Genomic DNA, 12,853 nt, shown 5'->3' with positions numbered 1-12,853 from the left:
ATAGCGGAGGACGAAGGGTTTGATACCCAAATACATATAAATTTGAAAAGTTCCCATATTGACAGAAATAGTATATAAATAGCCTAAAAAAATGAAAATAGCCATCATAGGAACCGGAAATCTGGGACTCTCCATTGCCAAAGGTATTTTGAATACCAGTGGGGCCACTACGATGTACCTGACCAAACGAAATACAGCGGACATTAAAGAATACGAGAAATATGGTAACGTCACTGTAACCTCCGATAACCGGGAAGCAGTGCAAAATTCCGATATTTTGATTTTCGCCGTTCAACCCGGGCATATTGAAAAGTTGCTGAACGATTTGAAAGATCTACTTACCGAAAAGCATGTGGTCATTTCTGTTATTACCGGTTTCGGTATTAATAAAATGGAGAATATTCTAGGCGAGGATGTATTCATCATACGAAGTATGCCCAATACAGCGATTTCTGTTGGAAAATCGATGACCTGTATCTGTAGCAACGAAAAAGGTAAAAAGAAAGTCCAGCTCGCCAAAGCCATTTTTGACCGTATGGGCCACACTATGGAAATTCCTGAGGAACAAATGCAGGGGGCTACTGTCATTTGTGCTAGTGGCATCGCCTTTTGGATGCGTTTAATACGTGCCACGACCCAAGGAGCCATACAATTAGGCTTTGATGCCAAAGAAGCGCAAGAACTCGCTATGCACACCTGTGAAGGCGCTGCTGGCTTACTAATCGAATCAGGGAATCACCCCGAAGAGGAAATCGATCGTGTGACCACCCCTATGGGATGCACCATTCAAGGGCTAAATGAAATGGAACACCAAGGTTTGAGCTCTTCCCTTATACGTGGGATCGTAGCCTCGTTCGATAAGATAAGTGAGTTTAAAGACAAAAATTAGCAACTGATGTCCAACAATAACGAAACGATTTCCGTCTCAGCGGAAATAAAACAAAAAGCAACAATGAAACCATTTGATGTATACCCATTATATGATGTTACTCCCGTTTCCGCAAAAGGAATCGTGGTCACCGATGACCAAGGCAAAGAGTATCTCGATTTTTATGGTGGTCATGCCGTAATTTCCATCGGACATTCGCATCCACATTACATAAAACAACTAAAAGATCAATTGGATCGCATTGGGTTTTACAGTAATTCAATACAGAATCCGTTGCAAGTGGAATTGGCGGAAAAACTGGGTCAACTTTCCGATTGTGAAGACTACAACCTTTTTCTGTGCAATTCAGGGGCCGAAGCCAATGAAAATGCATTGAAACTAGCATCATTCCAGACGGGGAAATCGCGGGTAATCGCATTTAAAAATGGTTTTCACGGCAGAACATCGGCAGCAGTCGCCGTCACTGATAACGCGAACATCAACGCGCCTATCAACAAACAACAAAAGGTTACCTTTTTGTCGTTCAATGATGAGGAAGCTTTTCAAAACGAAATTGAAAAAGGGGATGTTTGTGCCGTTATCATAGAGACCATTCAAGGTGTCGGCGGATTAGACGAACCTTCAACCGCATTCTACCAAAGGGTTGCGGAGCAATGTAAAGCCCACGGGGTACTCCTTATTGCAGATGAAGTACAATGCGGATTTGGTCGAAGTGGAAAATTCTTTGCGTTCCAACATCATGGCATCAAACCCGATATCATCACCATTGCCAAAGGTATGGGCAACGGCTTTCCGGTAGGGGGCGTTTTGATTCATGAAAGCATAAAAGCCGTTTACGGTATGTTAGGAACTACGTTTGGTGGCAACCATTTGGCTTGTGCGGCTACAATAGCAGTTTTGGAAGTGATAGAAAAAGAACAGCTTCTCGAAAACGCCACAAAATTAGGCGAACGATTTAAAAAGAGGGCCGCCGAAATTCCCCAAGTAAAACGTGTAAAGGGTAGGGGTTTGATGCTCGGACTTGAATTTGATTTTGAAGTGGCCGATTTAAGAAAACGTTTAATTCATAATCAGCATATTTTTACGGGAGGGGCAAAGGACAAAAAAGTGCTCCGGTTTTTACCGGCACTTAATATTACCGAAGCCCATTTAGATACTTTCTTCGAAGCTTTACAAAAAGAATTGTCATGAGTTTATTTTTAAATATTGCACAACGAAATGCCGTACTCCAGACCATGGCACAATTGGTAGACGCAGAAAGAACGGCAATTTTAGCGGCCAATAAAAAAGATATGGACGCTTACAATGGTGAAGATATTGCCATGCGTGATCGGTTGGTCGTAAACGACACCAAAATTGAAGGTATGATCGAATCATTATTTCACTTGGCCAAGCAAGAAGACCCATTGGGGGTGGAGCGGTTTCAATTTACCCATGAGAACGGTATGAGGGTGAGTAATAAAACGGCACCCTTTGGCACTGTTTTGATTATTTACGAATCTCGCCCCGATGTTACCATCGAAGCAGCCGGGATTGCCTTTAAATCTGGGAACAAAATATTACTAAAGGGAGGTAAAGAATCGCTACAGAGCAATTTGGCCTTAGTGAAATTATGGCACCGGGCCCTATCGGAAAACCAGATATCCAACGACTGGGTTACCTATTTACAATTTGATAGAAAACAGACACAAGCCTATTTGGAAAAACCTGATCAAAAAATCGATTTAATAGTTCCGCGAGGCGGAGAAAGGTTGATTGCTTTTGTAAAGCAACACGCTACCTGTCCGGTAATCGTAAGCGGCCGCGGTAATAATTTTGTCTTTGTTGATAAAGACGCCGATCAAGAAATGGCGTTAGATATCATCATCAACGGCAAGACAACCAAAATATCGGCATGTAATGCTTTGGATAAGGTTTTAATCGACGACAACCTTCCTGATAAAGAAAAATTCACACGACAACTCATTTCCAAATTAAAGGAAAGTGATGTTGAAATTTTGGTAGATTCGGGAGTTTCTGGTTTTGAAGGCACTTCCGAAATTACCGATGAGGCGGTTTGGTTCGAGGAATTTCTAGACTACAAAATCGTTTTGGGGGGAGTAAAAGATCTCGAGGAAACCGTAGCCAAAATAAATCGTTATGGAGGAGGGCATTCCGCATCCATTATTACAAATAACGAAGAAATCGCCGATTCCTTTATGAATAATGTCGATACTGCCGCGGTATATCACAACGCATCGACGCGCTTTACCGATGGAGGTCAATTTGGTTTGGGAGGAGAACTCGCCATAAGTACTGATAAATTACATCAAAGAGGGCCAATCGGCCTACAGCATCTAGTGACCAATAAATGGTATGTGAAAGGGAACGGACAAATAAGATAATCCCAAAAAAGCTGTTCCGGCCGATTTCTGATCTGCAAGGTTTCAAAAATAGCAGGTCAAAACAATAAAAAAATGCAAAAAAAGAAAATACTCTTAAAAATTGGATCCAATACACTGACCAAGGAAACAGATCAGATTTCTAGAGGAAAGATAGAGGATATCGGCCGACAAATTGCCGCCCTTAAAGAGAACTATGAAATTATAATCGTTAGTTCCGGAGCCATTGCAGCTGCCAAACAGTTTGTAAAATTGGAGCATAATGGTGCCGAAATCAATATGAAACAGGCGCTGGCCGCCATAGGTCAACCGCATTTGATGCGAATTTATCAAGAAAATTTCAGGGAACTTGGCCTATTCACCTCGCAATGTCTTCTTTCGTATTCCGATTTTGAAAATCCTATTGCCAAGGCAAACATCAAGAACACGATCAACGTTTTGGTGGCCAATAACGTAATACCCATCATCAACGAAAATGACACCGTCGCTGCCGACGAAATTCAATTTGGAGACAACGATAAACTAGCGGCCCTTACTGCGGCTTTGTTAGAGGTTGATCTTCTTGTCGTAGCCACGAACACCGATGGTATTTACACTAAGGTTTCCATAGAAAATGATGACCCAAAGACGATAGCTACAGTTACGGGGCTCGAAAGTTTGTTACAGGAAATCAGCAGTTCCAAATCATCGCACGGTACCGGCGGAATGCAATCGAAAATAGAAGCTGCTACCATTGCCCAAAAAGCAGGAATCGAAACCTGGATCGTCAATGGATTAAAGGATAATTTTCTAGTCAATGCCCTCAATGATATTGGCAACCACACCAGAATAAAAAAATAGCCGACAAATAATTTACATTTTTTAAGCATGAAACATTACTTCGCCATTAACGATATAGATTCCCTTCCAGAATGGGTCGAGGAAGCCAGAGCCATAAAAACCGAACCAAGACAATTTGAATCGCTAGGCAAGGGAAAAACCATTGGTTTATTATTTTTTAATAACAGTTTGCGCACCCGATTGAGCACCCAAAAAGCTGCCATGAATTTAGGCATGGAAGTTATTGTAATGAATTTTGGAAGCGAGGGTTGGGCTCTCGAATATGAAGATGGTACCATTATGGACCAAGGCACCTCTGAACATATAAAAGAGGCTGCACAAGTAATCTCCCAATATTGTGATGTCATAGCCATCAGGGCTTTTGCATCGTTGGCAGACAAAGAAAAAGACGAAGCTGAATTGGTACTCAACGGTTTTAAAAAATATGCCTCCGTACCCGTTGTTAATATGGAAAGTTCAGTAGGCCACCCATTGCAGGCTTTGGCCGATGCCATTACCCTGAGTGAACAAAATACAAAATCAAAACCTAAAGTAGTTCTTTCTTGGGCTCCACACCCAAAGGCTTTACCACATGCCGTAGCCAATTCTTTTGTAGAAATGATGCAACGTCAAAATGCCGATTTTGTAATCACACATCCCGAAGGTTACGATCTAGACAAAAGAATAACCAAAGATGTTCAAATCGAATATGATCAAAATAAAGCATTAGAAAATGCCGATTTTGTCTACGTGAAAAACTGGAGTAGCTACTCCGATTACGGACAAGTCTTAAATCAAGATGCAAAATGGATGATGACCAAATCGAAATTGGGTCATGCCAAATTCATGCACTGCCTGCCGGTACGTAGAAATGTAGTTGTGGAAGATGCCGTGCTCGACAGTGCACAATCATTGGTTATCGAACAGGCAAACAATCGAACTTACGCCGCTCAAGTAGTCTTAAAGAAGATTTTGTCGGATGCAGATAAACTTTAAAACATACTCTCGATTTACAAAAACAAACAGAAGTAAATGTCACAAGAACTAAAGGATAAAGTTTGTATCGTTACCGGAGCCACGGGCGGGATGGGAAAAGCCATATCCGAGATGTTTGCAGCAGCCGGGGCCAAACTGATTCTTTCGGGCAAATCCAGTGAAAAAGGAAATGCTTTAGAAAAGCAATTAAAAAATTCAATTTTCATTCAAGGCGATATTAGTATGGCTGAGACCAATGAAAAATTGGTGACTGCCGCTATGGATAATTTTGGAAAACTCGACATCCTTTCAATCAATGCCGGTATTTTAGGTCTGGGGAATGTGGTCGATCTTCCTGTTTCGTCGTGGCAATATACCATGGATACCAATCTTAGTTCTATTTTCTATTTATCGAAATACGCCATTCCGCATCTTTTAAAGAGTGCTGATGCCAACATTTTGATCAATGCCTCGATAGCGGCATTTAAGAGTTTCCCGAACCACCCTGCCTATTGCGCCTCAAAAGCAGGTTCTGTGGCCCTAATGAAACAGCTAGCAGTCGAATATGCCCCAAAAATACGGGTAAACGCACTTTGTCCTGGTCCCGTAGACACGCCACTATTGCACGATTCGGCAAAAGCATTCGAAAATCCGGAAAATGCCATTGAAAATGCAAAACAAACGACGCTTTTAAAGCGTTTGGGCACCCCTGATGATATTGCGAAATTGGCACTGTTTATGGTCTCTAAAGATTCTTCATGGATTACGGGGAGTACTATAAATATCGACGGAGGTATTCTAAATGCATGATTATATGACGATTGAAAATGACACGAAACTAAATTTAGCTTGAAATGAAACCAAAACTATCCATCGTAAAAATTGGCGGAAATGTCATAGAAAACAAGACGGAACTTTCGAAGTTTCTCGCTGTTTTTTCCAAAATCGAGGGTCAAAAAGTACTGGTTCACGGTGGAGGGAAACTGGCCACCGAGTTGGGTAAAAAATTAGGTATCGAGTCGCAACTCGTAGGCGGAAGACGCATTACCGATGCACAAAGCCTAGACCTCATAACCATGGTTTACGGGGGCTTGGTCAATAAAAAGATTGTCGCAGAACTTCAAGCCAACAACTGTAATGCTATTGGTCTCTCGGGAGCCGATGCAAATACGATACAGGCCCATAAAAGACCTGTAAAAGATGTTGATTTTGGTTATGTCGGCGATGTTGATTCAGTGAATGCAATAACCATAAGTCGTTTGTTGGAAGCCAATTTAACACCGGTATTTTGTGCCATAACCCACGACCAAAACGGACAATTATTCAACACGAACGCAGATACCATTGCTTCTGAAATTGCCATAGGTATGAGCGAATTTTATGAAACAACACTCAACTATTGTTTCGAAAAGAAAGGGGTTTTAAAAGATGTAAACGATGAGGATTCGGTTATAAAACACATCAATACCACATCCTATAAAACACTGTTGACACAGAAAGTAATCGCCGATGGCATGCTGCCGAAACTTGAGAATTGCTTTAACGCCCTAAATAGAAATGTACATCAGGTCTGTATCGGCAATATTTCGATGTTAGCACCAGAATCTAACTTATTCACCACAATAACCTTATAATGGAACAGCTCGTACTTACAGAAAAGGCCATCGATTTATTGAAGACCTTAATTTCCATTCAATCCTTTTCCTCTGAAGAAGAAAAAACTGCCGATGCCATTGAAAATTGGTTCAAATCGTTTGACATACCTTTTAAACGGGAGAAAAACAATATCTACGCTTTCAATAAGTATTACGACGAAAATAAGCCAACGTTGCTACTTAATTCACATCACGATACCGTTAAACCGAATACGGCCTATACCAAGGATCCTTTTCACCCACATATCGAAGATGGAAAATTATTTGGCCTTGGCAGCAATGATGCGGGCGGACCATTAGTATCGCTTATCGCAACTTTTACCCATTTTTATGATGCGAAAAACTTAAACCACAACATTATCATCGTGGCTTCGGCCGAGGAAGAAAGCTCAGGCCCCAATGGTCTGAACAGCATGCTCGCGATACTTCCTGAAATCGATGTCGCCATCGTAGGTGAACCAACATTAATGAAATTGGCAATTGCCGAAAAAGGACTGGTGGTTTTTGAAGCGGCCGTAAAAGGTACACCTTCCCATGCAGCGCATCCGAATGACAATAACGCGATATACAATACGATCGGAGTTTTGGATTGGTTCAAAAATTACAAATTCAAAAAGGTTTCCGAGGTATTGGGCGAAGTAAAGTTGACGGTCACTCAAATCAACGGCGGAGAACAGCACAATGTGGTTCCCGCCCAAGTAAACCTAGTAATCGATGTTCGGGTCAACGATAAATACACCAACAAAGAAATTCGTGATATCTTGCAAAAGGAAGCACCTTGCGAATTGAAACCGCGCTCGTTACGCCTTAATTCATCGGCCATCGACAAGAATCATCCTTTGGTGCAATCGGGCATCGCCTTGGGAAGGGAAACTTATGGTTCGCCAACGCTTTCCGATCAAGCGGCCCTGAGCTGTCAATCGCTAAAATTAGGACCTGGCGATAGTACCCGTTCGCACTCCGCCAACGAATTTATATATGTAAACGAAATCGAAGAGGGTATTGATTTGTATATTAAAATTTTGAAGGGATTTTTACAATAAATAATTAACAGTATGCAATGAACAATTGGTAATTGTGCATTGATAAATGTAAACCAAAATTTATGAAACTCTGGGACAAAGGCTTTAGCACCGATAAAAAAATAGACCATTTTACAGTAGGCAATGATCGTGAATTGGATTTGCTATTGGCAAAATACGATGTCATTGCTTCTAAGGCCCATGCCAAAATGTTGGGTAAAATCGGCTTGCTTACCGATACCGAAACGGAAGCTTTGGTCGCTGAACTAGACAACATCGGTACATCCATTGAAGAAGGAACTTTCACCATAGAAGATTCTTTTGAGGATATGCATTCCAAGATTGAATTTCTACTAACGGAGAAGTTGGGCGATACCGGAAAAAAAATACATACGGCCCGGTCACGTAACGATCAAGTTTTGGTCGCTATGCACTTGTATCTCAAAGAAGAATTGATGCAAATAAAGTCCCTAACGAAAGAGTTGTTTGATCTGTTGCTAGCTTTGGCGGAAAAGCACAAAGAAGTATTGCTGCCCGGTTACACCCACTTACAGATTGCGATGCCTTCATCGTTCGGACTGTGGTTCTCGGCCTATGCAGAAAGTTTGATAGATGACCTCTATTTTGTCGATGCAGCGCTTAAGGTTGCTGATCAAAATCCGTTAGGAAGTGCTGCGGGGTACGGTAGTTCTTTTCCTATCGACAGAAGTTTTACGACCCGAGAAATGGGTTTTGAGACCACCAAATACAATGTAGTGGCGGCCCAAATGGGGCGTGGCAAAGTAGAAAAAGCTGCTGCCTTTGGTATGAGCAGCCTAGCCGCGACCCTATCTAAAATGGCCATGGACATCTGTCTGTATATGAGCCAAAATTTTGATTTCGTTTCTTTTCCCGATGAATTGACTACGGGAAGTAGTATTATGCCGCACAAAAAGAATCCCGATGTTTTTGAATTGGTACGGGGCAAATGCAATAAACTTCAGAGCATTCCCAACCAATTGACGCTAATCATCAATAACCTACCTAGCGGGTATCACCGTGATTTACAATTGGTCAAAGAAGTGATTGTGCCTGCCATACAAGACATGAAGGCATGTCTCGAAATTTTGACTTTTAGTTTAGCCGAAATTCGCGTCAACCCAACTATTTTGGAAGATCCCAAATACGATTATCTTTTTAGTGTAGATACCCTGAACGAATTGGTCTTATCGGGGATGCCGTTTCGCGATGCCTATAAAAAAATGGGACAAGAAATTCAACAAGGTACGTTTAGCCCCAAACGTGATATTTCACATTCACATGAGGGCAGTCTGGGCAATTTATGTTTGGATGAGATTCGGGAGAAGATGGAAAATATTCGAGATTAAAGAAATAAAGGGTATGATATAAATTTCCCTTAATCTATATCGCTGTAGTTTTGTCTATTTTATTGGAGTTGTAACGGGTTATTTTAGTAATCCTTTACACATTTCTTAGTTTTAACCTTTTTAGGTTTTCCCATCATACTAGAATATGACAAGACTCTTTGCTTTTATTTTAATACTCTTAGCTAGTTCTAATTTTAGCCAAGCTCAAGAGCAGATAACCCATTTATTTCCTGAGGTGGGGGATATCGGTTCATCCCCTTCACAATTTATTGAGTATAATAATCTTCTGATTTTTAGTGCTTGGACCAAAGATTATGGGACTGAATTATGGATTACTAACGGTATTGAGCCCCCTTATTTATTAAAGGATATTAATCCCGGAGGCAATTTCGGAATTTCAACTGATTTCAAAGATGGAGCAGTATTCTTGAATGGACTTTTGTACTTTGTTGCCTTTACCAATATCTCAGGCTACCAAATTTGGTCTACAGATGGCACGGAGAATGGCACCTTTCAGATTACCAATCTAGTAGATACACGTATCTACGACATAACCTTAGTTGGGAACGAAATTTACTTTTTGAACCACCAAAGCGAATCTGTAGAAGTATGGAAAAGTGATGGTACTGACCTAGGAACCATTTTAATACAAGATAACGTACCTAAACTAGGACCAAGATCTGTTTATGAAGGTACTGTCAATAGCCTCTTCTTCTTTACCTTCAAAATGCAAAATCAATTTCTAACTTGGAGAAGTGACGGCACAGAAGACGGCACTTTTACGGCAATACCGAAATTAGACCCGTATATTATCAATTCAAATTATCAGTCCACACCCCCTGAGTTTGTTCCGTACAAAAACGAATTATACGTTGTTGCCAAAAGTGATTTGTTTGATGGAAATCCTAAAACAACCGGGATTTTAAAAACAGATGGATTAGTTGATGGCGTACAGCCCATAAAAAACATGTTTGAAGGTTATGTAGATTTTTCAGATGTCATAGAGATCAATAACAAACTCTATTTTTCCTTTTTTAGTACGTACGCGAATAATTTAACTATTTGGGAATCGGACGGGACCGAAGCAGGCACAATTAAAATCTATGACGAAACCGTACCTCTTAATTATACTCCTTCTACTCTAAATTCAGATGGCCCCAACCTTATTTTTCTTGCACCTAACAATTCAGAAAACTACACCTTAGCGGCACTTGACACTCAAGACTATCATGTTACAGGTATAACGGAAATACCGAACAATTCTAATCCAACTAATTCGCGAGGGGAAAATCCTACTATACTAGCTAAGGTCAATGATAATATGTTTCATATACAATTTCATCTCAATGGGGAAGTTTATCGAGAAGCATGGATTACGGATCTTACCGCAGAAAACACTAGAAATATAGAAATGCTTAATGGTGTGGCCCCAATTAAAAATTTTCAAGAATATTATTATTTTACACATGAATCTAATAGTTCGGGCGAAGAACTATGGCGTACAAATCTTTCTTTCGACTCTCATGCGCTTTTTGCTAACATATGCACTTATAAATCTACCCTGTTAGATCCAAAATATGAAAAAGTAGGTAACAAGATTTTTTATGATTATGGAGATGTTTGGGCTTATGACCACAATAGCAACACAAATACACTTTTAAATAAATTAGGGGAATCAAACCCTAGAAATTTCACGGCTATGGGCAACGATTTATACTATTTCGGGAATACCATTTCAGGAACAAAAGTATTTCGAGCCGACGGCACCTTCGAAGGCACAATAGCCATGAACCATCTAGATTCAAACATTAAAACCCTAATTAAACCCGGTATCATAACCTTTAATGATAACATCTATTACTTTGTATCTTCAAAAGATACCGACCTAAGTCAATATCAAAACCACTTGGCAAAATATAACGGTAATGAGTTTGAGTTAGTCAAAGCAATTGGCCCGCCCACTATAAACCATGGTGGAACTTACGGTCCACAAAAAATAGTCACCTCCGAGAACTACCTATATTTTACAGTGAAACCTAGTTGGAATATAGTTGAGCTATGGCGAGGTGATGGCACGGATGCCGGTACCGTAAAAATAAAAGCTTTTGAAGAAATTAACGATCTTACCACCGTAGGTGACAATGTATTTTTATCTGTGAATGGCCTGCATGATTTATGGTTTAGTGATGGTACACCCGAGGGCACGAAAGAAATTACTAGTGTGCCATTTATTCAGCAGTCTAATTACAACAATACCGGTATGGTGGCCCTTAAGGACAAACTTGTTTTTGTGGCATCTACGTTTAAATCTGGAACAGAAATCTGGGTTTCTGATGGCACTGCCGAGGGTACCTATCAGATAAAAGACATCTATGAAGGTGAACAAAATGGCGCGGATTCTAACTTAGGTGTTTTTGACCATACGATACTTAATGATATTATCTATTTTTCTGCAAATGACGGCATACACGGTAATGAACTGTGGCGTACCGATGGCACCACTGAAGGCACATACCTCGTTAAAGACATTAATGACGACAAATATTCATACCCTTCTTACTTTACAAATGATAGTGAACGCGTCTATTTTTCAGCATTTACATCTCAAAATGGGCAAGAACTATGGACATCTGATGGCACGGATTTTGGCACTTATCAATTATTCGATTTAAAAGAGGGCGTATTTAGTTCAGACCCTACTTCTATAAATTTTATAGAAGACTACGTTTATTTCCATGCAGTGACCGATACAGAAGGAAAACAATTATGGAGATATGATAAGAAAGGTGATATTAATGCTGATGGTATAATTAATATTCTCGACCGGTGCCAAGATACCCCTCCCGGAACCTTAGTTAATTCGAACGGGTGTTCATTATCAAGCTTTCCAGTAGATAATTTTGCTATTCTAACAACAAGTGCTACCTGCGTTTCTAAAAATAATGGCAGTATTGAGATAACCGCCAAAGAACTGCTTGATTACAGCGTTACTCTTACTGGAGAAAACCTTAGCCAAACAAAAGAATTTAACAAAACCATTTTATTTTCCGATCTTGCCGCTGGCGCGTATGACCTATGTATAAGTGTTTATGCTGGGAACTACTCGGAGACTTGCTTCGTATTACAAATTACCGAACCAGAAGCGCTTAGCGTCTCCTCTAAAATAAATTCATTAGACAATACCATCAATTTAAATCTATCAGGGTCTAAAGACTATTTTATCTCTTTGAATGATGAAGTGTACCATACCTCAAATAATGAAATAACCTTAGCTCTTTCTGCAAACAGCAACAAACTTTCAGTTGTTACCGATAAAACATGTCAAGGCACTTTTGAAAAAAATATTATTTTATCACCAACGCCTCTAATCTATCCGAACCCAATAAACGACGGAGACCTACATATCACCATAGGTGAAACAGAAACAGATTACCTAACCCTTTCGCTGTATACATTAAATGGTAAAATGATTATGAGAGAACCCTCTAAGGTCGACAATAAAGAAGTGATTTTTAATGTAGATGGGTTAAAAAAGGGCATATACCTACTAACTCTAAAGGCAAGGCAATCAGTAATCGTGCATAAACTAATCAAGAATTAAAAGTGGTCTACCTAAATATTAAAAGAGAACTCCTAAAAAGACAAAACCGATACGAATATCGGTCTTAAGGCTGCTAACTCAAATAAAATTGTAATTTGAACACCACAAAAATGGTCTTTTTATTGACCAATTCGGTTACCAAAT

Annotated in this window: 10 protein-coding genes; all 10 read left to right on the top strand. The window is 40.1% G+C overall.

Annotated features, from left to right (window positions below):
• The first annotated feature begins 91 nt into the window (after positions 1-91).
• The 10 genes from proC (at position 92) to BLS33_RS07375 (ending at position 12,709) form a co-directional block, all read left to right on the top strand.
• The gene (proC, locus tag BLS33_RS07420) at positions 92-889 is read left to right on the top strand and encodes a pyrroline-5-carboxylate reductase (RefSeq protein WP_089886858.1); all 798 of its coding nucleotides are present in this window, start codon (positions 92-94) and stop codon (positions 887-889) included.
• A gap of 63 nt (positions 890-952) precedes the next feature.
• A complete protein-coding gene (locus BLS33_RS07415; protein WP_089887151.1) occupies positions 953-2,080 on the top strand; it encodes an aspartate aminotransferase family protein in 1,128 nt (375 codons plus the stop codon).
• The gene (locus tag BLS33_RS07410) at positions 2,077-3,273 is read left to right on the top strand and encodes a glutamate-5-semialdehyde dehydrogenase (protein ID WP_089886856.1); all 1,197 of its coding nucleotides are present in this window, start codon (positions 2,077-2,079) and stop codon (positions 3,271-3,273) included. Before BLS33_RS07415 ends, BLS33_RS07410 begins: the two co-directional genes overlap by 4 nt.
• A 72-nt stretch (positions 3,274-3,345) precedes the next feature.
• Positions 3,346-4,110, top strand: a complete 765-nt coding sequence (gene proB / locus BLS33_RS07405) for a glutamate 5-kinase (protein WP_089886854.1) — start codon at positions 3,346-3,348, stop codon at positions 4,108-4,110.
• Positions 4,111-4,137: 27 nt separating this feature from the next.
• A complete protein-coding gene (locus BLS33_RS07400; protein ID WP_089886853.1) occupies positions 4,138-5,085 on the top strand; it encodes an N-acetylornithine carbamoyltransferase in 948 nt (315 codons plus the stop codon).
• A gap of 36 nt (positions 5,086-5,121) precedes the next feature.
• Positions 5,122-5,874 (top strand): SDR family NAD(P)-dependent oxidoreductase, encoded by a 753-nt coding sequence (locus tag BLS33_RS07395; protein WP_089886851.1) that lies wholly within the window; start codon positions 5,122-5,124, stop codon positions 5,872-5,874.
• Between the two features lie 44 nt (positions 5,875-5,918).
• Entirely contained in the window at positions 5,919-6,698 is a 780-nt protein-coding gene (gene argB / locus BLS33_RS07390; protein WP_089886849.1) for an acetylglutamate kinase, read from the top strand.
• Entirely contained in the window at positions 6,698-7,762 is a 1,065-nt protein-coding gene (locus BLS33_RS07385; RefSeq protein ID WP_089886847.1) for a M20 family metallo-hydrolase, read from the top strand. The genes argB and BLS33_RS07385 overlap by 1 nt, the downstream gene beginning before the upstream one ends.
• A gap of 62 nt (positions 7,763-7,824) precedes the next feature.
• Positions 7,825-9,108: an argininosuccinate lyase gene (argH, locus tag BLS33_RS07380; RefSeq protein WP_089886844.1), complete on the top strand. Its 1,284-nt coding sequence runs from the start codon at positions 7,825-7,827 to the stop codon at positions 9,106-9,108.
• A 145-nt stretch (positions 9,109-9,253) separates the two neighbouring features.
• The gene (locus BLS33_RS07375; RefSeq protein WP_089886841.1) at positions 9,254-12,709 is read left to right on the top strand and encodes an ELWxxDGT repeat protein; all 3,456 of its coding nucleotides are present in this window, start codon (positions 9,254-9,256) and stop codon (positions 12,707-12,709) included.
• Positions 12,710-12,853 lie beyond the last annotated feature (144 nt).

The organism is Kriegella aquimaris (assembly GCF_900103215.1).
Lineage (GTDB): Bacteria > Bacteroidota > Bacteroidia > Flavobacteriales > Flavobacteriaceae > Kriegella > Kriegella aquimaris.
Note: the sequence above shows the minus strand (reverse complement) of the source record. Positions and strands in the feature narration are given on the sequence as shown.

Excerpts from the sequence above, each read along its gene's own strand:
- BLS33_RS07385 (WP_089886847.1), top strand. The coding sequence starts at position 6,698 with ATGGAACAGCTCGTACTTACAGAAAAGGCCATCGATTTATTGAAGACC.
- BLS33_RS07415 (WP_089887151.1), top strand. The coding sequence starts at position 953 with ATGAAACCATTTGATGTATACCCATTATATGATGTTACTCCCGTTTCC.
- proC (WP_089886858.1), top strand. The coding sequence starts at position 92 with ATGAAAATAGCCATCATAGGAACCGGAAATCTGGGACTCTCCATTGCC.
- BLS33_RS07410 (WP_089886856.1), top strand. The coding sequence starts at position 2,077 with ATGAGTTTATTTTTAAATATTGCACAACGAAATGCCGTACTCCAGACC.
- BLS33_RS07375 (WP_089886841.1), top strand. The coding sequence starts at position 9,254 with ATGACAAGACTCTTTGCTTTTATTTTAATACTCTTAGCTAGTTCTAAT.
- argH (WP_089886844.1), top strand. The coding sequence starts at position 7,825 with ATGAAACTCTGGGACAAAGGCTTTAGCACCGATAAAAAAATAGACCAT.
- argB (WP_089886849.1), top strand. The coding sequence starts at position 5,919 with ATGAAACCAAAACTATCCATCGTAAAAATTGGCGGAAATGTCATAGAA.
- BLS33_RS07400 (WP_089886853.1), top strand. The coding sequence starts at position 4,138 with ATGAAACATTACTTCGCCATTAACGATATAGATTCCCTTCCAGAATGG.
- proB (WP_089886854.1), top strand. The coding sequence starts at position 3,346 with ATGCAAAAAAAGAAAATACTCTTAAAAATTGGATCCAATACACTGACC.
- BLS33_RS07395 (WP_089886851.1), top strand. The coding sequence starts at position 5,122 with ATGTCACAAGAACTAAAGGATAAAGTTTGTATCGTTACCGGAGCCACG.